The organism is Roseivivax halotolerans, from assembly GCF_900115815.1.
GTDB lineage: Bacteria > Pseudomonadota > Alphaproteobacteria > Rhodobacterales > Rhodobacteraceae > Roseivivax > Roseivivax halotolerans.
Genome location: NZ_FOXV01000002.1, coordinates 203060 through 221515 on the forward strand (window position 1 = coordinate 203060; position 18456 = coordinate 221515).

Here is an 18456-nt window from a genome sequence, read left to right on the forward strand (position 1 = left end):
TGCAAGATGTGATTGTCAATCAAGCCGGGAAATCGGCGACGTCTCGGACCCGCGCGTTCAGAACCTGCCGCGTTGCACGAAAAAAGGCCCGACGCCGCGACGGCACCGGACCTTTCCTCGCGTCGGGATGCGACGCGATTGGAGCTCAGTCTTCCTCGACCGGATAGGTGTTCACCACGGTCCAGTCGGGCTCGACCACGGTGCCGTCCTTGGCGAGGATCGGATCGTAGGCGAGTTCGACGGCATAGAATTCTCCGCCGCCGCAAGCAGCCAGAAGCGTCAGCGGGAGCGCCAGAAGCGCGATACGGGGCAGTCTCATGATAAAATCCTTATCGTTCAGGCAAAGGTTGACCGTCATTCTCACCTGAAAAACCTAGCCAATGAACACAACCGATCAAGAAGATTCACGATTTCGCTGTTGCGCCTTTGTAACGTCGGCCTACCCGACAAGCGCCAGGAACCCGCCTGGCGCGCGCCTTACCCGGCCCTCCAGTTCGAGATCTGTGAGGATCGGTGCGACCTGACCGGCGGGGCGCGCGAGATCCCTCAACAGCTGATCCTCGGTAACCGGAGAGGGGCCGAGCCGGGCCAGGATCTGCCGGTGGAGATCCAAGGTGCCGGGATCGAGCTGGGCCGGCTTCATTTGCCGTGGCGCAGACTGCCGTTCCTGCGCGGCGGGCCCTCTCTCGCCGGTCGGCATCGCCGAGATCGCCTCGATCACATCCTCCGGCCCGCGTACCAGGGCCGCGCCGTCCCGAATAAGCATGTTGCATCCCGCGGCCCGCGCATCGAACGGATGGCCCGGGACAGCCAGCACCTCGCGCCCTTGGTCGAGCGCGGTGCGCGCGGTGATCAGGGAGCCCGACTTCGCCGCCGCTTCCACCACGACGACAGCGCGGGCAAGGCCCGAGATGAGGCGATTGCGCGCGGGAAAGTGCCGCGCCTGCGGCGCCAGCCCCATCGCCTGCTCGCTGATCCGCAAGCCGCCCGCGCCGGGTATGTCCTGCGCGAGTTGCGCGTTCTCCTGCGGGTAAAGCACATCGACGCCGCCGCCCATCACGCCGATCGTGCCGGTTTTCAGCGTCGCCTTGTGGGCCTCCGCATCGATGCCGCGCGCAAGACCGGAGACCATGACGTAGCCCGCCTCGCCCAGCCCCGCGGCAAGCGCGCGCGCCATACGCAGACCAAGCGACGAGGCGTTGCGTGCACCGACCACGGCGATCATCGGACGTGCGAGGCAAGCCGGATCGCCCACCGCCCAGAAAAGCGGCGGTGCGTCGGAAAGATCGCAGAGCGCTTCGGGATATTCGGCCTCGCCCCGGCAGATGAGCCGGGCGCGATGAGTGCGGGCCAGCTTCATTTCAGCGGCGACGATACGTTCGGGACAGATCTCGTAGCCGGAGACTCCGGCCTTGGCGGCGATCTCGGGCAATGCGCCCAGTGCGGCGCGGGCAGTCCCGTGTTCGGCCATGAGGCGGTAGAAGGTCGCCACCCCGACACGCCGCGAGCGCAAGAGACGGAGCCAGTCGAATCGGTCGTCTTCCGTCCTGGGTGGGAGTAGGGGGTGAGTGGAAGAAGGTGATTCCTCGGCCATTCGCCAACCCCGTCTGCTTGCTGAGCAAGGAGTAGCGCGCCGAGGGTTAAAAGCTGGTTAAGACGCTCAAGATCCCGAGCCGCCGACGGTCAGTCCGCCGATCAGAACGCTCGGCTGACCGACGCCTACGGGCACCCACTGCCCCTGCTTGCCGCAATTGCCCATGCCGGGATCGAGCGCCATGTCGTCGGCCAGCCCGCGAATCTGCTGGAGCGCCGTCGCGCCGTCGCCGATCAGCGTCGCGCCTTTGACCGGCGCGCCGACCTTGCCGTCCTTCACCCGGTAAGCCTCGGTGCAGGAGAAGACGAACTTGCCGCTCGTGATGTCCACCTGTCCGCCGCCGAACCCGGTTGCGTAGATGCCATCCTTCAACTCCGCCACGAGATCGTCTTTCGTAGCCGAGCCGCCGAGCATGTAGGTATTGGTCATCCGTGGCATCGGAATATGCGCGTAGCTCTCGCGTCGGCCGTTGCCGGTAGGCTCCACACCCATGAGCCGCGCATTCTGGCGGTCCTGCATGTAGCCCACCAGGATCCCGTCCTCGATGAGCACGTTCCGCGCCGAAGGCGTGCCCTCGTCGTCGATGGTGATCGAGCCGCGCCTGTCGGGCATCGTGCCGTCGTCGAGCACGGTCACGCCGGGTGCCGCAACCCGCTGCCCCATCAGGCCCGCGAAAGCGGAAGAGCCCTTACGATTGAAATCCCCCTCAAGCCCGTGACCCACGGCCTCATGCAGAAGAATGCCCGGCCAACCGGGGCCAAGCACGATATCGAAGGTTCCCGCGGGCGCGGCCTCGGCCGAGAGATTGACGAGCGCGATCCGAAGCGCCTCCCGCGCCTTGGCTTCCCAATCCTCGCGCGCGACGAGGCCATCCAGAAGAACACGTCCGCCGCCGCCTGCGGTGCCGCTCTCGCGGCGGCCGTTCTCTTCGACGATCACGGAGACGTTGAGCCGCGTCATGGGCCGCGTGTCGGAAACGAGGCTGCCATCGGCCCTCATGATCGTGACTTCCTGCAGCGACGCCGCGAGGCTCGCGGAGACCTGCACGACACGGGCATCGAGATCGCGCAGGAAGGCGTCGATCTCGCGCAGCGTGTCGAGCTTGGCCGCGAAGGGCAGGCCCGCGATCGGATCGGCATCCGTATAAAGACGACGATTCGTTTGCACCGGACCGGGCGACATGACGCCGCCGCCATCCCCCACGGCGAGCCGCGCGGTCTCGCTCGCGCGGCGCAGCGCCGCCTCGGAAATTTCGGTTGAATGGGCGTAGCCGGCCACCTCGCCCTTCACCGCGCGCAGGCCAAATCCCTCTGACGCATCGTAATTGGCGGTCTTCACCCGACCATCGTCGAAGAGCACGCTTTCACTGCGCTTGCGCTCGAAAAACAGCTCTCCGTCCTCGGCCCCGTCGAGCGTGTGGCGCAGAATATCCCGCGCGGTGTTGGCGTCCATGTGGGTTTCGAGGGGGCGGAAAGGCGCGTCGGTCATGAAGGCTCCGGTCGGAAGGTCGGGGACAAGCGGCTGTTTGCCGCAAGGATGCGGCTTTACTCCGTGTGCAAGAATATGGTTTTAACCGGCCTCGAAACAACGGGGGAATCCGTGCGGCGCCCTTCACAGCCGCCTTGCCCTCGACCCGGCCTTACGCGAACGACGACAACCACCAGGTGTTACATGCGACTCAAGACGATGATTGCGGGCATGATCCCGGCATTTCTCTCGGCTCCGGCCTTCGCCCAGAGCGATGAGGTGATCGGCGCTCCCGTCAATGGCGGCATGGGCTTTCAGCCTGCGGCGACGGAACTGGCCCGCGACCTGCAATGGCTCGACGGAATGATCACGGTCATCATCGCAGCCACAACGCTGTTCGTCCTTGGCCTCATGATCTGGTGCATCGTGCGCTACAATCAGCGGTCCAATCCCAAGGCGGCCAGCTTCACCCACAACACGCCCGTGGAGATCGCCTGGACGATCGTACCGATCCTGATCCTTGTGTTCATCGGCTCCTTCTCGCTGCCGACGCTGTTCAAACAGCAGGAAATCCCGGAAGGCGACGTCGTTATCAAGGCCACGGGTTACCAGTGGTACTGGGGCTATGAATATATCGGCGAGGACTTTTCCTTCGACAGCTACATGATCGGCTCCCCCGCGACCGGCGGCGACAACCGCTACACCGACGAAGTCGAGGCACAGCTGACCGAAGCGGGCTACGAGCCCGAGCATTTCCGCCTCGCCACCGACACGCAGGTGGTCGTGCCCGTGGGCCAGACCATCGTTATGCAGGTGACCGCCGGCGACGTGATCCACTCCTGGACGATTCCGGCCTTCGGCGTGAAGCAGGACGGCGTTCCGGGCCGCCTCGCGGAGTTGTGGTTCACCCCCGAGCAGGAAGGCATCTACTTTGGCCAGTGCTCGGAGCTTTGCGGCATCGCGCATGCCTACATGCCGATCACCGTCAAAGTGGTCAGCGAGGAAGAATACGCCGAATGGCTGACCCAGATGAAAGAGGAATACGCCTCGAACGACGCGCCTCGCGCCGTCGAAGTCGCCTCGGCCGAGTGATCGCAGTACCGGGCGGCCGGATGACGGCCGCCTGCCCTTCCCCAAGCTAACTCCCGTGATGCCTGCATGACCGATGTCAGCCTCCAGACCTTCGACGAGCACGAGCCGCAATTCGGCGATTATTTCGCGCTGCTGAAGCCGCGCGTGATGACGCTTGTCGTGTTCACGGCATTTGTCGGGCTTCTGGCCGCGCCGGTCGCGCTGCACCCCTTCGTCGCCTTCTGCGCGATCCTGTTCATCGCCATCGGGGGCGGCGCGTCGGGGGCGCTCAACATGTGGTGGGACGCGGATATCGACGCGGTGATGCGTCGGACCGCAAAGCGCCCCGTTCCCTCGGGCCGGGTCAAGGGCGACGAGGCTCTGGCCATAGGGCTTGCCCTTTCGGCCTTCTCGGTCGTCTTCCTCGGCCTTGCGACGAATTGGTTCGCAGCGGGCCTCCTGGCGTTCACGATCTTCTTCTACGCCGTCGTCTACACCATGTGGCTCAAGCGCACGACACCGCAGAACATCGTCATCGGCGGCGCGGCCGGCGCATTCCCTCCGATGATCGGCTGGGCCGCTGCGACCGGCGGCGTGTCCGTCGAAAGCATCCTGATGTTCGCGCTCATCTTCATGTGGACACCCCCGCATTTCTGGGCGCTCGCACTCTTCATGCGCTCCGACTACGACGATGCCGGCGTTCCGATGCTGACCGTGACGCATGGCCGCCCGGCAACGCGCCGCCACATCCTTGTCTATACCGTGCTTCTGGCAGCCCTTGCCCTTGCAATGGGCCTGACATCCGCTGGCGGTCCGATCTATCTCGCAACGGCACTGGTGCTGAACGCGATGTTCCTGAAGGGCGCGGTCGAGATCTGGCGCCGCGACGAGGTCATGGCCGAGGCGGACAATTACGGCGTCGAGAAGCGCTTCTTCAAGCTCTCGCTTCTCTACCTCTTCGCCCATTTCGGCGCGATCCTCGCCGATCGGGCGCTCGAGACGCTGGGCTTTGGCTTCGGAGGTCTGTTATGAGCCTGATCCGCAAGCACGAAATGCATGAGCGCCGCTTCAGCCGGAACCTTGGGGTCGGCCTGACGCTCACCGCGCTCATCGCGATCATCTTCGGCCTCACGATGGTGAAGGTGACCAACGACGATTTCTCGCTGAGCGGAAGTGGCGTGCCCACGCAGACTGAGGAGGCGAACTGATGGCGATGGACCAAAAGAACAAGACCCTCTTGCAGCTTGTGGGTGTCGTGACCTTCATGGGCGCGATGGCCTGGGCCTCGGTGCCTCTTTACAACTGGTTCTGCGCCGTCACCGGCTATGGCGGCACGACCGGTGTCGCGGAAGCCGGGAGCGACCGTGTTCTCGACCAAGAGATCACCGTGCGCTTCGATGCCAATACCGAGGCGGGCATGGGCTGGGAATTCAAGCCCATGCAGACCGAAATGAAGGTCAAGATCGGCGAAGACGGACTTGCCTTCTATGAGGCCTACAATCCGACCGACAAACCGATTGCCGGCCAGGCAGGCTACAACGTGGCGCCCTTCATCGCGGGCGGCTTTTTCGAAAAGGTGCAGTGCTTCTGCTTCACCGAGCAGGTCCTGATGCCCGGCGAGCGGGTCGAGATGCCGGTGAACTTCTTCGTCGATCCCGATATCGCCGACGACGCGGATGCGAAGCACCTCAAGCACATCACGTTGTCCTACACGTTCTACGAGATCGATATGCCCGAAGAGGTGCAGGCCGAGCTCGACGCCGGTACGGACACCACAACCACAGTCAACTAAGCGGGAGCGAGCGAGGGAACCGAAATGGCGCACGCAAAGAACCACGATTACCACATCCTGTCGCCCTCGATCTGGCCGTTCCTCGGCGCGGTCGCGGGCTTCATCATGCTGTTCGGCGCTGTCCTCTGGATGAAGGACATGGGCCCCTGGGCGTTCCTCATCGGCTTCGTCGGCGTGCTATATGTCATGTTCGGCTGGTGGTCGGACGTCGTCGCCGAAAGCCAGGTCGGCGATCACACGCCGGTCGTGCAGATCGGCCTGCGCTACGGCTTCATCCTCTTCATCATGTCCGAGGTGATGTTCTTCTTCGCCTGGTTCTGGTCCTTCTTCAAACACGCGATGTACCCGATGGGCCCGAACTCGCCCGCCGAGGACGGCGTCTGGCCGCCCGCGGGAATCGAGACCTTCGACCCCTGGCATCTGCCGCTCATCAACACGCTGATCCTGCTCTGCTCCGGTGCGGCGGCGACCTGGGCGCACCATGCCCTCGTGCATGAGAACAACCGCCAGGACATGAAGAACGGCCTGATCCTCGCAGTGGTGCTCGGCCTGATTTTCACGGTGTTCCAGGCTTATGAGTACAGCCACGCGGCCTTCGGCTTCTCTGGCAACATCTACGGCGCGAACTTCTTCATGGCGACGGGCTTTCACGGCGCGCACGTGATAATCGGCACGATCTTCCTGTTCATCTGCCTCCTGCGGTTGATGCGCGGGCATTTCACCCAGAACAAGCATGTCGGCTTCGAGGCCGCTGCCTGGTACTGGCACTTCGTCGACGTAGTCTGGCTCTTCCTCTTCGCAGCCGTCTACGTCTGGGGCGGCTGACAACGCCTGCATAGAAACTGGACAACGCCCGCTGGACCTTCGGCGGGCGTTTTTCATTGGAGCGACGCAACCGAACGGCGAGCGATCGCAGACCCTCGGAACCATCATGGACCATGGTCCGAGGGCGGAAATCACCGGCGACACCTGCGCGCTGCGACGCCAAGCCATACGCGGGCGGATTGAACCCGGCCGCGTCACCGGCTAGAGCAACGCGGACCAAACCGACCGGAGCCTCGTGCCGCCCGTGAAACGACTTCTCGCCCCGCTGATCTTTGGCCTCGCCGGATGCGCGATCCTGATCGCGCTTGGCGTATGGCAGGTGCAGCGTCTGGCCTGGAAGGAAGGGATCCTCGCCGAGATCGAGGCGAAGATCGACGGCGCAGCCGAGCCCCTGCCCGACGTAGTCTCGCCATCCGAGCAAAGGTACCAGCCCGTCGCCTTGTCAGGCGAGATCGGCGCAGGCGAGCTGCACGTGCTCGTCTCCGTGAAACAGCGCGGTGCGGGCTATCGGATCATTGCGCCCTTCACGACCGATGCGGGACGGCAGATTCTGCTGGATCGGGGCTACGTCGAGAACGAGGCTAAGACGTCCGAGCGGCGGATCGGCGAGACGGAGGTGACCGGCAACCTGCATTGGCCGGACGACCGCACCTCGTCGACGCCTCGGAATGATGTTGAGGGCAACACATGGTTCGCCCGCGATATCGGCCCGATGGCCGAGGCGCTCGGGACAGAGCCCCTCCTCGTGATCGCGCGAAGCGAGACGCCGCCCGCGCCCGGCATCACGCCGCTTCCGGTCTCGACAGAGGGTATCCCGAACAACCATCTGCAATACGCGATCACCTGGTTTTCGCTTGCCGCCATCTGGGCGGTGATGACCGGGCTCTACATCCGCCGCAGCCGTGCGGCCGAGAAAGGCACAGTGACATGAACTACGTCTCGACACGGGGGAAGGCCCCGGTTCTTGGCTTCGAGGAGACGATGCTGTCCGGTCTCGCGCGCGACGGCGGCCTCTACGTGCCCGAGACCGTGCCGCAAATGTCCGCCGGAGACATCCGCGCGTTGCATGGCCTGCCCTATGAAGAGGTCGCCTTTCGCGTGATGCGTCCCTTCGTGGCGGACGCGTTCGACGACGACACGTTCGGCAGCCTCATCGAGAACGCTTATCGCGGGTTCGGCCATGTCGCCCGCGCGCCGCTGGTGCAACTCGCCCCGGGGCATTTCCTCGCCGAGCTCTTCCACGGGCCGACGCTCGCCTTCAAGGACTTCGCGATGCAGCTCATCGGGCAGATGTTCGAGGAGGCGCTGAAGCGGCGGGGCGACCGCGTGACAATCGTGGGCGCGACCTCGGGAGATACCGGCTCCGCCGCGATCGAGGCGTTCCGGGGGCTCGATGCGGTCGACGTCTTCATCCTCTACCCGCACGGGCGCGTCTCCGAAGTGCAGCGGCGGCAGATGACGACGCCGGTCGAAGAGAACGTTCACGCCATCGCGCTCGACGGGCATTTCGACGATTGCCAGGCACGTCTGAAGGACATGTTCAACCATTTCGAGTTCCGCGACGAGGTTCGGCTCGCGGGTGTCAATTCGATCAACTGGGGCCGGGTGCTGGCGCAGGTTGTCTACTACTTCTCCTCGGCCGTGGCGCTCGGCGCGCCGGAGCGCAGCGTCAGTTTCACCGTGCCAACCGGCAATTTCGGCGACATCTTCGCAGGCTACATCGCCAAGCGCATGGGCCTGCCGATCGACAAGCTGGTCGTGGCCACGAACCAGAATGACATTCTCGACCGCTGCCTGCGCTCGGGCGCCTACGAGACGGCGGGCGTCGCGCCGTCGATCTCGCCGTCGATGGACATCCAGGTCAGCTCCAACTTCGAGCGCGCGCTCTTCGACGCCTATGGTCGGGACGGCGCGGCGGTGGCGCAGCTCATGGACGAGTTGAAGGCGGGCGGCTTCCATGTGAGCCAGGGCGCGCTGGAAAAGCTGCGCGAGGATTTCACCTCGGGCTGCGCCTCGGAGGAGGAAACGCTCGCGACGATCGCCCGCGCGCACCAGACGATGGGCGAGCTCCTCTGCCCGCACTCGGCGGTGGGCGTGAAGGTCGCCGAAGAACATCTCGACCCCGCGGTGCCGATGGTCACGCTCGCGACAGCGCATCCGGCGAAATTCCCCGACGCGGTCGAGCGGGCGACGGGCATCCGCCCGCCCCTGCCCGAGCGCATGGCCGACCTCTTCGAGCGGCCCGAACGCATGACGCGCGCCGAGAACGACCTCGGCGCCCTCGAAACCCTGATCAAGGATCGCATCCCCCTTTGACCTGCCAGATCACAACGCTCCCCAACGGCTTTCGCATCGTCACCGAACACATGCCGCATCTGAAATCCGCCGCGCTCGGCGTCTGGGTCGGCGCAGGCGGGCGGCATGAACGCGAGGCCGAGAACGGGATCGCGCATTTTCTCGAGCACATGGCCTTCAAAGGCACGGCCTCGCGCTCAGCCCTGAAGATCGCCGAGGAGATCGAGGATGTGGGCGGCTACATCAACGCTTACACCTCGCGCGAGACCACGGCGTTTTTCGCGGGCGTGCTGGAGCCGGACGTGCCGCTGGCGCTCGATCTTATCGCGGATATCCTGCGCGCCCCCGCCTTCGAGCAACGGGAGATCGAGACCGAGCGCGGCGTGATCCTGCAAGAGATCGGCCAGGTGCGCGACACGCCCGACGACATCATCTTCGACTGGCTGCAGGAGACAGCCTATCCCGGCCAGGCCATCGGACGGTCGATCCTCGGCCCCTCTGCCAATGTCTCCCGCTTCGGCAAGGAAGACCTCGCGCGCTTTGTCTCGGAGCATTACGGACCCGACCGGCTGATCCTCTCGGCGGCGGGCGCGGTCGATCACGACGCGCTCGTGCGACAGGCGGAGAAGCTGTTCGGCGATCTTGCCCCGCGTGATGCCCGCGATGCCGATCCTGCCCGCTTCGGGGGCGGCGAGATCCGCGAGAGCCGCCAGCTCGAACAGGCGCATTTCGCGCTCGCCTTCGAAAGTCCGGGCTACCGCGATCCCGCCTTCTACGCGGCGCAGATCTATTCGACCGCGCTTGGCGGCGGCATGTCCTCGCGCCTTTTCCAGGAAGCGCGGGAGCGGCGCGGTCTCTGCTACACGATCTTCGCCAATTCGGGCGCCTACGCCGATACGGGCACGACCACGATCTATGCGGGCACCTCGGGCGAGGAACTGGACGGACTGGCGCGGCTGACCATCGACGAGATGAAGCGCGCCGCCTCCGATCTGCGCCCCGAGGAGATCGACCGGGCCCGCGCTCAGTTGAAAGCCGGGCTCCTGATGGGCCTCGAATCGGCGTCAGCGCGGGCGGAGCGGCATGCCCGCATGATCCAGATCTGGGGCCGCGTGCCCGAGATCGAGAGCACCATCGCGCGCATCGACGCGGTTACGCTCGAAGATGTCCGCACCTTCGCCGAAGACCTCGCGACCAAGGCACCGGCCGCGATGGCGCTTTACGGGCCCGTGGACAGCGCACCGACGCTCGAGGCACTGAACGAGGCCCGCGCCGCCTGATGCTGACCCGCCGCAGGAAATTGCGCATCGAGACCGAGCGGCTGACCCTGCGCCCGCCGGTTCATGGCGATTTCAGCGCCTGGTCCGCGCTCCGGCAGGATAGCCGCGATTTCCTTGTGCCGTGGGAGCCGACCTGGGCGTCGGATCATCTGACGCGGCGGGCCTTCACCAACCGCGTCTATTGGGCCAACCGCTCGATCTCGGGCGGCACGGCGGTGCCGCTCTTTCTCATCCGCCGCGAGGATCAGATGCTGATGGGCGCGCTGACCCTCGACAATATCCGCCGCGGACCGGCGCAATCGGGCACGTTCGGCTACTGGACCGGGCAGCCCTTCGCGCGGCAGGGCTATATGCAGGAAGCGATCGAGGCGATGGTCCATTACGCCTTCGGCAAGCTGGATCTGTCACGGCTCGAAGCCGCGTGCCTGCCAGAGAACGTCGCCTCGCGCGGCCTTCTGGAGCGGTCAGGCTTCAAATACGAGGGCGTCGCGCAGAGCTATCTGCAGATCAACGGCCGCTGGCGCACCCATGTGCTTTATGCGAGCCTCAGGAGCGATCGGCGCGGACGCACCCAGGTCGGGTAGCATCGCGCGATCCGCCAGGGCCGAGTGGGGGCGCTGCCCCCACACCCCCGCGGTATTTCCGCCAACCCAAATCAGGAGCGCGGCGCCTCGCGCGGACGTGAAGCGCGGGGGCGCGAAGGCTTGGTAGCCTGACCCTCAAAGGGAGGTTTCTCATGCCGCGCGGTCTCATTGCTCTTCTGGCGCTTGTCCTGCTCGGAGCGCTGCCCCAGGCGGGCGCCGCGCAGGATCGACGTGCCTCGCATTGTATCGCCATCGCCGATGCCGCGCCCGAGATGCAGTATCTTCACAAGGCGTCCTGGCAGGAGCCTGTGGCGGAATATTCCGTGCGGATCCACTACATCGCCCATGCCTCCTTCCTGATCCAGACGCGCGGCGGTCTCGATGTCGTCACCGATTACACGGGCTTCATCGGCAATACGGATCTTATCCCGGATGTCGTGACGATGAATCATGCCCATGACACGCATTGGACGGCGAACCCCGATCCCGCGATCGGGCACGTCCTGCAAGGTTGGGGCGAGGAATTCGGCGCGGGTATCGACCATCACGTCGATCTCGGCGAGATGCTGGTGCGGAACGTCTCGACCGATATTCGCTCGCAATTCGGCGGGCGCGAGGACAACGGCAATTCGATTTTCGTCTTCGAGGCCGAGGGGCTTTGCATCGGCCATCTGGGGCATCTGCACCACGAGCCGAACGAGGCGCAATACGCCGCGCTCGGCCGGCTCGATGTCGTCATGGTGCCTGTGGATGGCGGCTATACGATGGCGCGCACCAACATGATCAACGTGCTGGACCGGCTGAAAAGCCGCGTCATCATCCCGATGCACTGGTTCAGCGGTCTGGCGCTCGAGAATTTCATCGAGGAGATCCGCGAGGACGTCATTGTCGAGCGGCTCGGCGTGCCGAGTCTGGAGATCTCGCTTGCCACGCTGCCCGACCGGCCGACGGTGATGGTGCTCGATCCCGAATGGCTGACCGATCCGCGCTGATGACCCCTTTCGCTGGACGGGACAGGCAGGCTAAGCCTGAGGCGTAGCGCTGCAGGACGACCCATGCCCCTGAATTCCATCGACGAGACGTTTCTTGATCGCCTCACGGCTCACTTGCCCGAGGATACGATCCGGCCCGCCGAGGCCCGCTTTGCCGAAGAGCCGCGCGGACGCTGGAAGGGCGCAGCGCGCCATGTCGCCCTGCCCCGGAGCGCCGAGGAGGTCGCGATCATCGTGCGGCACGCCGCAGAGGCGCAGGTGCCGCTTGTTCCCTATGGTGGCGGCACGGGGCTCGTAGGCGGCCAGATCGCCCCCGAGGGCGGCACGGAGCCGTTGCTCATCAGCCTCGAGCGGATGAACCGCATCCGCAGTCTCCACCCGCGCGAGAACGTCGCGATCGTCGAAGCGGGCGCGATCCTTCAGGATGTGCAGGACGCGGCGCGGGCGGCGGATCGCCTGTTTCCGCTCTCGCTTGCTTCGGAGGGATCGGCACGGATCGGTGGGCTGCTGGCGACCAATGCCGGCGGTGTGAACGTCCTGCGCTACGGCAATGCGCGCGATCTCTGCCTCGGGCTCGAAGCGGTGCTGCCGTCGGGTGAGATCTGGCACGGGCTGCGGCGGCTTCGGAAGGACAATACCGGCTACGATCTGCGCAATCTGTTGGTCGGCGCGGAAGGCACGCTTGGTATCATCACCGCGGCGTCGCTCAAACTGTCGCCGATCCCCGCAGGCACGGGCACGGCGCTGCTGGCCGTCGCCTCGCCGGCTGCGGCGCTCGATCTTCTGGCACTGGCGCGGAGCCGCCTTGGCGACGGTGTCTCCGCCTTCGAGCTGATGAGCCGGGCCGGCTACGACTTTCTTTCCGAGGTAATTCCCGAGCTGCGCCAGCCCTTCGAGACGCCGCCGGACTGGAGCGTTCTGATCGAGGTCGGTCTGCCCGAGGGCCTCGATCCTGCGGAGGCGCTCGAAGCTGTCTTTGCCGAGGCGTTCGAGGAGGGCCTCGTCCGTGACGGGCTGATCGCGCAATCGCAGGCGCAGGCCGATGATTTCTGGCAGATCCGCGAACGCATCCCCGAGGCGAACCGGAAGATCGGCGCGGTGTCCTCGCACGACATCTCCGTGCCCATCTCCGCGATCCCGGATTTCATTCCCGAGGGCATCGCGCGGCTCGCGCGGATCGACAGCTTCCGCGTCAATTGCTTCGGCCATCTGGGCGACGGCAACCTGCACTACAACGTCTTTCCCATGCCGGGCCGCAGCCGGGCCGATCACGACCATCAGCGGAGCGAGATCAAGCGCGTGATCCACGATCTGGTGCATGAGATGGAGGGGTCGATCAGCGCCGAGCACGGGATCGGGCGGCTGAAGGTCGATGATCTAGAACGCTACCAGGATCCCGCGAAGATGGCGGCGATGCGCGCGATCAAGGCGGCGCTCGATCCGCTCGGCATCATGAATCCGGGCGCGATCCTCAGGGAGAGACGTTGAACACGCAGCCATCCGACAGAAGCATCGGCGGCGTCTTGCAAAGCGCACGCGCCACCTCGAACGCCGCGAGGACCTTGGGCACGTAATCGCGCGTCTCCGCGAAATCGGGCACGCCACCGGCATCGGCAATGGCGGTCTCGCCGGCATTGTAGCCCGCAAGGACCAGGATCGGATCACCCTGGTAGGCGCGCATCAGCGCGTCGAGGAAGGCGATACCGCCCTTGATGTTCTGATCGGGATCGAAGCTGTCCTCGACATCGAACATCTCGGCGGTCTTGGGCATCAGCTGCATGAGCCCTTCGGCCCCGGTTCGGCTGACGGCGTCGGGCTTGCCGCCCGATTCCACCGACATCACCGCAAGCGCGAGCGCGGGAGAGACGTCGGTGCCGACCGAGTGTCGCAGAAGGTGCGTTCCGTAGCGGGCAGCCAGATCCTGAACATGCTGCATGCGCGGCGCGGGCACGCGTCCGGTCTCTGGCGCGGACTTGAGCACGGCGAGCGAGGGCTCGAGCCGTCCCGGCCCCGTGGCCGACGCACGATCCGGTGCGATCTCGTCCCAGAACCACGCGAAGCGGGCGGAAGGGGCCTTGGGCGCAATCGCTGCCGATGTCTCGATCACCTCGGGGGCGTCCTCGTCGCTCGGCGCTTTCTCCGGCGGTGGCAGAACGGCCGGGTTCGCCCGCGGCGCGATCTGGACGGTCACCCGGCGCGACTCGCCGGGCTTCGGCGGCTTCACGAAGCGGGCGGAAAAATCCGTGGAGGATGTCTGTGCATGAAGCGGCATCGCGATCGCAAAGGCCGCGAGCACGCTCAGGGCGCGAAATGGATACATGCTGCTCTGTCTGCCTCTGGTCTTCTTTTGCGGGAAGTCTCGCATATTCCGCGCCGCGGCCCAATACGGCGGGCCCAAACCGGGCGAAATTGACAGATTGGCGTGGCTTTCAGCCCAGAAAAACACTGGTTCCAAACTTTGTTTGTTTCAAAATCAGATACTTATAAGGAATAGCGAAGTTTTCTAAAGGTTAACGGAAATCGATCCATTGCGGTCAAAATCGTGCCCCAATCAGACAGCTATATGTGTTCATACCGAGACGGACACGGGATGGATGAGAGACCCCCGACACGGACCGGAACGGTGAAAAAGAGCAAACTTGAACCCTACGGAGACGAACATGTTTAACTTCATCAAGAACTTCCGCAACGACGAAGACGGCGCAGTCACGGTTGACTGGGTTGTGCTCACCGCAGCAGTTGTCGGCCTCGCGATCGCAGCTTACGGCACCATCTCGACCAACGCTCAGAACCTGATTGGCGATGCGGCAGCTGCTGTCGAAGACGAACGTGAAGCTTTCGAAGGAGAATAATCGCTATTGCGGTGACATTCGTGGGAGGGCCTCTCGGCCTTCCCACATACTTTCGGCCAGAACAGGCCTCGGCCCGGGTGGGGTCAGTACGGAAAACACATGCCCCATCAAACTGGAACGGCTTCTGCGCATGACGCGCGAGCGCCCAATTGATGCGAGTAGTGTGACATGATCTGTCAATTCAAGAGTTTTGCCCGAGACGAAACCGGCGCCGTTACCGTCGACTGGGTCGTCCTTACGGCAGCCGCTGTCGGGCTTGCCATCGCAGCTTTCACTGTGATCGGGACACAAACCCGAGGCTTGGCCACGACCACAGCAAATGTGATTCAAGATCGCGCGGACGACTGATCCGTAAATCGACACAAGCGCGCCCGGCCTTACCGCCAGACGCGCCTAAACCCTTTCGGAGGCCAAGCAGATGCGACTGATTTTCGGACTGGTGCTGATTGCAGGAATCGGCCTGGCAGGCTTTGCCGTTTACCTCGCGCAAAGTTACATCGGCGCGTATGAGAGCGCGCTCCAGGAGGAACGGGCGAAACAGGCCGAAGTGATCGAAACGCAGCCGATCTTCGTCTCTGCCGCCCAATTGTCTTATGGTGAGCGGATCACCGAAGACGACGTGAAGCTGGTCGACTGGCCGAAAAACGCGCTCCCCGAGAATTATTTCGACGAGGAAACGCCGCTTTTCGGTGAAGACGGTCTGACCCGCGTCGTGCTGCGCCAGATCGAGGCGAACGAGCCCTTCATGGCTGCCAAAGTGTCCGAGCCCGGCGGCGATGCCGGCATAACCTCGCGCCTTGGCCGGGGCATGCGCGCCTTCGCGATCCGTGTCGACGTGGCCTCGGGCGTCTCGGGCTTTCTGCGCCCCGGCGACCGCGTGGATGTCTATTGGACCGGCCGCGTCAGCAGCAACGATCGCTCCATGCCGAGCGGCGATGTGACCAAGCTGATCCAGACGGGCATTGAGCTCATCGCAATCGACCAATCGGCGAATGCGGACAGTGCGGACAATGCCACCATCGCGCGGACTGTCACGGTGCAAGCGACACCACAGCAGGTCGCGGCGCTCGCGCAGGCGCAATCCACCGGCGATCTGTCGCTGTCGCTGATGGCGTCGAACGATGACACGATCGCCGAAGCGATCGAAGTCGATCAGCGCTCGCTCCTCGGCCTCGAGAAGGCAGAAGCGCCGTCGATCAAGAAAGCGCGCGAGGTCTGCACGATCAAGACGCGGAAGGGCTCCGAAGTCGTCGAGATTCCTATCCCGTGCACAAACTGACCTAATTTCAGATGGTTACGAAGGGCGCCCCTGCAGGCGCCCTTTTTCGTTCGAACATCGCTTCGGACATCATGTTGCGGCATATCCACATGAACGCTGACCGCAAAGCCATTGATTCTTGCAAAAAAATGAAAACTCTCGCAGGCTTCCGCCAACACTGGGCAGAAGACCCGGGCAAAGAGGCGTGATCGGAAAGGCAGGTCACATGAAAGTCGAAGGTTTTTTGCGGGCGGCCCTCTTGGGTATCGTCCTTGGCAGCGCACCTGCCCTGACCCCGCAGGCCGATGCGGAAACGTTGCGGGTGGTGCGCGGCAGCACCAGCGCGCCCTTGTCCGTGGCGATGAACCGCGCGGTCGTGGTCGAAAGCGACATTGCTTTCGCGGAACTCTCGATCGCAAACCCGGCCATCGCCGATATCTCCTCGCTTTCGGACCGCACGATCTATGTTCTGGGCAAGGCGCCCGGCACGACGACGCTCTCGATGTTCGATGCCGAAGGACGCCTGATCACCAATGTCGACGTGCGCGTCGCGGCGGACGTGTCGGAATTCAAGGAACGTCTGCGGCAGATCCTGCCCGGCGAGCCCATCGAGGTTCGCACCGCGAATGACGGCGTGGTCATGTCCGGCACGGTCGGGTCGATCCAAGCGCTCGATCGCGCGCTGAGCCTCGCCGAACGCTATGCGCCCGGCCGCGTGTCGAACCTCATGCAGGTTGGCGGCGTCCAACAGGTCATGCTGAAAGTGCGCTTTGCGGAAATGCAGCGCTCGGTCTCGAAGGCCCTGCGCTCCTCGGTCGGGATCGCAGGCGAGCTCTTCGGCGACGAGGTCGGACTTGTGACCGAGACCGGCAGCTTCCTCGACGGCGACAATTCGATCACCGGGGCACAGATCAGCCCGGACACCGAGGGCGGCGCGCTAATCGGCTTCGATGCGGGCGGTCTCGAGGTGGGCATCCTTCTCGAGGCGCTCGAGTCGAAGGGCATGGTCCGGATGCTGGCCGAGCCGAACCTCACCGCGCTGTCGGGCCAGGAGGCATCCTTCCTCGCGGGTGGCGAATATCCCGTTCCGATCGGTGGCGGGGACGGCCAAATCACCATTGAATTCAAACCCTTCGGCATTCAGCTCGACTTCGTCCCGCGTGTTGTCGATGGCGATCTGATCAATCTCGAATTGTCGACCGAGGTCTCCTCCATCGACAGCACCTCGGGGATCGACCTCGAATTCGTGCGTGTCGACGGCTTCTCGACCCGCAGTGCGAAGACGACGGTTGAGCTGCGCGACGGCGAGAGCTTCGCCATCGCGGGCCTTCTGCAAGACGATTTCCGCGACTCGAGCAGCCAGCTTCCCTGGATCGGCGATGTGCCGGTGCTGGGCTCGCTGTTCCGCAGCGTCGACTACACACGCGAGCAATCCGAGCTTGTCATCATTGTCACCCCGCACCTCGTCACGCCGACGCGCGGCGAGGCCCTCGCCTTGCCGACCGACCGGGTGCGTCCGCCCACAGAGCGCGATCTCTTCCTCTTCGGCAAGACCCAGGCCGGGCAGCGCCCTGCACGCGGCGCGGCCGGAGAAGTGGCGACGCAGGATTTCAACGGCTCCTACGGCTACGTGATGGATTGAGGCGATGGTGATGCGAGGCTTTCCGAACCGACATAAACGACGCGCGGCGGCCTGTGCTCTTCTGGCCTCGGCCAGTATCCTGACCGCCTGTGCACGGGAAGCCGGCACCTCCCCCAACGCCACCTATTTCCACCGTGAGGCCGGCTCCGTTCTCGGAACCGGGGATTTCGGCGCCGCGACGAAGAACAATGTCGCCGTCATGTCCGGCGAGAAGCGTTACACCTTCGACCTGGCCAACCGTTTCGCCTCCGAAGTGATGACGACGGTCAACTTCGCCTTCAATTCCTCCGTTCTCGACGAGGGCGCGCGCGACACGCTCCGCGAACAGGCCGCGTGGATTCGTCAGTTCCCCGAACTGAGCTTCCGGGTCTACGGCCATACCGATCTCGTCGGGAACGATGCCTACAACAAGCGCCTTGGCCTCGCGCGGGCGCAGGCGGTCGTGCATTTCCTTGCGAGCCAGGGCGTGAATCTCAACCGGCTCGAAGCGGTGGTGTCCTACGGCGAAACGCAGCCTCTGATCGTCACCCAGGGACGCGAACGCCGCAATCGGCGCACCGTGACCGAGGTGTCAGGTTTCGTTCAGAGCCATCAGAACGTTCTCGATGGCAAATACGCACAGATCGTCTACCGCGAATACGTGAACTCCGCGTCGCCCTCGTCCAGTTTAGGCGGCGGAGGCGGTGATGGCGGCCTCGGAGCGGGCGGCGGCGGAGAGTAAAAACACCGTCAGCGAATACCGTACAATTACGGTTTTTTCGTCCAAATGTTGCCGCCTTTGGTTGCGACTTTCCCAATGTACCG

Annotated in this window: 20 protein-coding genes; 16 read left to right on the top strand and 4 right to left on the bottom strand. The window is 64.4% G+C overall.

What is annotated here, in order from left to right:
• Positions 1-145 precede the first annotated feature (145 nt).
• The 3 genes from BM171_RS18840 to tldD form a co-directional block, all read right to left on the bottom strand.
• Complete coding sequence (locus BM171_RS18840) at positions 146-319, bottom strand: hypothetical protein (RefSeq protein ID WP_172975016.1); 174 nt, start codon at positions 317-319, stop codon at positions 146-148.
• Positions 320-439: 120 nt separating this feature from the next.
• Complete coding sequence (gene dprA / locus BM171_RS03890; protein ID WP_093009509.1) at positions 440-1594, bottom strand: DNA-processing protein DprA; 1155 nt, start codon at positions 1592-1594, stop codon at positions 440-442.
• Between the two features lie 66 nt (positions 1595-1660).
• On the bottom strand, positions 1661-3082 hold the full coding sequence (gene tldD / locus BM171_RS03895; protein WP_093009510.1) for a metalloprotease TldD: 1422 nt from the start codon (positions 3080-3082) through the stop codon (positions 1661-1663).
• A gap of 183 nt (positions 3083-3265) precedes the next feature.
• Here tldD and coxB point away from each other — a divergent pair, with 183 nt between their 5' ends.
• The 11 genes from coxB (at position 3266) to BM171_RS03950 (ending at position 13388) form a co-directional block, all read left to right on the top strand.
• A complete protein-coding gene (gene coxB / locus BM171_RS03900) occupies positions 3266-4153 on the top strand; it encodes a cytochrome c oxidase subunit II (RefSeq protein WP_093009511.1) in 888 nt (295 codons plus the stop codon).
• 66 nt (positions 4154-4219) lie between these two features.
• The gene (gene cyoE / locus BM171_RS03905; protein WP_093009512.1) at positions 4220-5164 is read left to right on the top strand and encodes a heme o synthase; all 945 of its coding nucleotides are present in this window, start codon (positions 4220-4222) and stop codon (positions 5162-5164) included.
• Complete coding sequence (locus tag BM171_RS03910) at positions 5161-5340, top strand: hypothetical protein (RefSeq protein ID WP_093009513.1); 180 nt, start codon at positions 5161-5163, stop codon at positions 5338-5340. The genes cyoE and BM171_RS03910 overlap by 4 nt, the downstream gene beginning before the upstream one ends.
• Positions 5340-5924 (top strand): cytochrome c oxidase assembly protein, encoded by a 585-nt coding sequence (locus tag BM171_RS03915; protein ID WP_093009514.1) that lies wholly within the window; start codon positions 5340-5342, stop codon positions 5922-5924. The genes BM171_RS03910 and BM171_RS03915 overlap by 1 nt, the downstream gene beginning before the upstream one ends.
• Before the next feature lie 24 nt (positions 5925-5948).
• A complete protein-coding gene (locus BM171_RS03920) occupies positions 5949-6749 on the top strand; it encodes a cytochrome c oxidase subunit 3 (RefSeq protein ID WP_093009515.1) in 801 nt (266 codons plus the stop codon).
• 244 nt (positions 6750-6993) lie between these two features.
• On the top strand, positions 6994-7680 hold the full coding sequence (locus tag BM171_RS03925) for an SURF1 family protein (protein ID WP_093009726.1): 687 nt from the start codon (positions 6994-6996) through the stop codon (positions 7678-7680).
• Complete coding sequence (gene thrC / locus BM171_RS03930) at positions 7677-9065, top strand: threonine synthase (protein WP_093009516.1); 1389 nt, start codon at positions 7677-7679, stop codon at positions 9063-9065. The genes BM171_RS03925 and thrC overlap by 4 nt, the downstream gene beginning before the upstream one ends.
• A complete protein-coding gene (locus tag BM171_RS03935) occupies positions 9062-10324 on the top strand; it encodes a M16 family metallopeptidase (RefSeq protein WP_093009517.1) in 1263 nt (420 codons plus the stop codon). The genes thrC and BM171_RS03935 overlap by 4 nt, the downstream gene beginning before the upstream one ends.
• Positions 10324-10908 (top strand): GNAT family N-acetyltransferase, encoded by a 585-nt coding sequence (locus BM171_RS03940; protein WP_093009518.1) that lies wholly within the window; start codon positions 10324-10326, stop codon positions 10906-10908. Before BM171_RS03935 ends, BM171_RS03940 begins: the two co-directional genes overlap by 1 nt.
• A gap of 152 nt (positions 10909-11060) precedes the next feature.
• Positions 11061-11900 (top strand): MBL fold metallo-hydrolase, encoded by an 840-nt coding sequence (locus tag BM171_RS03945; RefSeq protein WP_093009519.1) that lies wholly within the window; start codon positions 11061-11063, stop codon positions 11898-11900.
• 63 nt (positions 11901-11963) lie between these two features.
• On the top strand, positions 11964-13388 hold the full coding sequence (locus tag BM171_RS03950; protein WP_093009520.1) for an FAD-binding oxidoreductase: 1425 nt from the start codon (positions 11964-11966) through the stop codon (positions 13386-13388).
• Here the strand turns inward: BM171_RS03950 and BM171_RS03955 are convergent.
• Positions 13372-14220: a lytic transglycosylase domain-containing protein gene (locus tag BM171_RS03955; RefSeq protein ID WP_093009521.1), complete on the bottom strand. Its 849-nt coding sequence runs from the start codon at positions 14218-14220 to the stop codon at positions 13372-13374. The two genes, BM171_RS03950 and BM171_RS03955, sit on opposite strands and share 17 nt — an antisense overlap.
• 340 nt (positions 14221-14560) lie before the next feature.
• Between BM171_RS03955 and BM171_RS03960 the strand changes: the two genes are divergently transcribed.
• From BM171_RS03960 to BM171_RS03980, 5 genes are all read left to right on the top strand, one after another.
• The gene (locus BM171_RS03960) at positions 14561-14752 is read left to right on the top strand and encodes a Flp family type IVb pilin (protein ID WP_093009522.1); all 192 of its coding nucleotides are present in this window, start codon (positions 14561-14563) and stop codon (positions 14750-14752) included.
• A gap of 168 nt (positions 14753-14920) precedes the next feature.
• On the top strand, positions 14921-15100 hold the full coding sequence (locus BM171_RS19155; RefSeq protein ID WP_093009523.1) for a hypothetical protein: 180 nt from the start codon (positions 14921-14923) through the stop codon (positions 15098-15100).
• Positions 15101-15170: 70 nt separating this feature from the next.
• Complete coding sequence (cpaB, locus tag BM171_RS03970) at positions 15171-16031, top strand: Flp pilus assembly protein CpaB (protein WP_093009524.1); 861 nt, start codon at positions 15171-15173, stop codon at positions 16029-16031.
• Between the two features lie 205 nt (positions 16032-16236).
• The gene (locus BM171_RS03975; protein ID WP_175497482.1) at positions 16237-17652 is read left to right on the top strand and encodes a type II and III secretion system protein family protein; all 1416 of its coding nucleotides are present in this window, start codon (positions 16237-16239) and stop codon (positions 17650-17652) included.
• 10 nt (positions 17653-17662) lie between these two features.
• Positions 17663-18373: an OmpA family protein gene (locus BM171_RS03980; RefSeq protein WP_175497483.1), complete on the top strand. Its 711-nt coding sequence runs from the start codon at positions 17663-17665 to the stop codon at positions 18371-18373.
• The last annotated feature ends 83 nt before the right edge of the window (positions 18374-18456 follow it).

Excerpts from the sequence above, each read along its gene's own strand:
- BM171_RS18840 (WP_172975016.1), bottom strand. The coding sequence starts at position 319 with ATGAGACTGCCCCGTATCGCGCTTCTGGCGCTCCCGCTGACGCTTCTG.
- dprA (WP_093009509.1), bottom strand. The coding sequence starts at position 1,594 with ATGGCCGAGGAATCACCTTCTTCCACTCACCCCCTACTCCCACCCAGG.
- tldD (WP_093009510.1), bottom strand. The coding sequence starts at position 3,082 with ATGACCGACGCGCCTTTCCGCCCCCTCGAAACCCACATGGACGCCAAC.
- coxB (WP_093009511.1), top strand. The coding sequence starts at position 3,266 with ATGCGACTCAAGACGATGATTGCGGGCATGATCCCGGCATTTCTCTCG.
- cyoE (WP_093009512.1), top strand. The coding sequence starts at position 4,220 with ATGACCGATGTCAGCCTCCAGACCTTCGACGAGCACGAGCCGCAATTC.
- BM171_RS03910 (WP_093009513.1), top strand. The coding sequence starts at position 5,161 with ATGAGCCTGATCCGCAAGCACGAAATGCATGAGCGCCGCTTCAGCCGG.
- BM171_RS03915 (WP_093009514.1), top strand. The coding sequence starts at position 5,340 with ATGGCGATGGACCAAAAGAACAAGACCCTCTTGCAGCTTGTGGGTGTC.
- BM171_RS03920 (WP_093009515.1), top strand. The coding sequence starts at position 5,949 with ATGGCGCACGCAAAGAACCACGATTACCACATCCTGTCGCCCTCGATC.
- thrC (WP_093009516.1), top strand. The coding sequence starts at position 7,677 with ATGAACTACGTCTCGACACGGGGGAAGGCCCCGGTTCTTGGCTTCGAG.
- BM171_RS03940 (WP_093009518.1), top strand. The coding sequence starts at position 10,324 with ATGCTGACCCGCCGCAGGAAATTGCGCATCGAGACCGAGCGGCTGACC.
- BM171_RS03945 (WP_093009519.1), top strand. The coding sequence starts at position 11,061 with ATGCCGCGCGGTCTCATTGCTCTTCTGGCGCTTGTCCTGCTCGGAGCG.
- BM171_RS03950 (WP_093009520.1), top strand. The coding sequence starts at position 11,964 with ATGCCCCTGAATTCCATCGACGAGACGTTTCTTGATCGCCTCACGGCT.
- BM171_RS03955 (WP_093009521.1), bottom strand. The coding sequence starts at position 14,220 with ATGTATCCATTTCGCGCCCTGAGCGTGCTCGCGGCCTTTGCGATCGCG.
- BM171_RS03960 (WP_093009522.1), top strand. The coding sequence starts at position 14,561 with ATGTTTAACTTCATCAAGAACTTCCGCAACGACGAAGACGGCGCAGTC.
- BM171_RS19155 (WP_093009523.1), top strand. The coding sequence starts at position 14,921 with ATGATCTGTCAATTCAAGAGTTTTGCCCGAGACGAAACCGGCGCCGTT.
- cpaB (WP_093009524.1), top strand. The coding sequence starts at position 15,171 with ATGCGACTGATTTTCGGACTGGTGCTGATTGCAGGAATCGGCCTGGCA.
- BM171_RS03975 (WP_175497482.1), top strand. The coding sequence starts at position 16,237 with ATGAAAGTCGAAGGTTTTTTGCGGGCGGCCCTCTTGGGTATCGTCCTT.
- BM171_RS03980 (WP_175497483.1), top strand. The coding sequence starts at position 17,663 with ATGCGAGGCTTTCCGAACCGACATAAACGACGCGCGGCGGCCTGTGCT.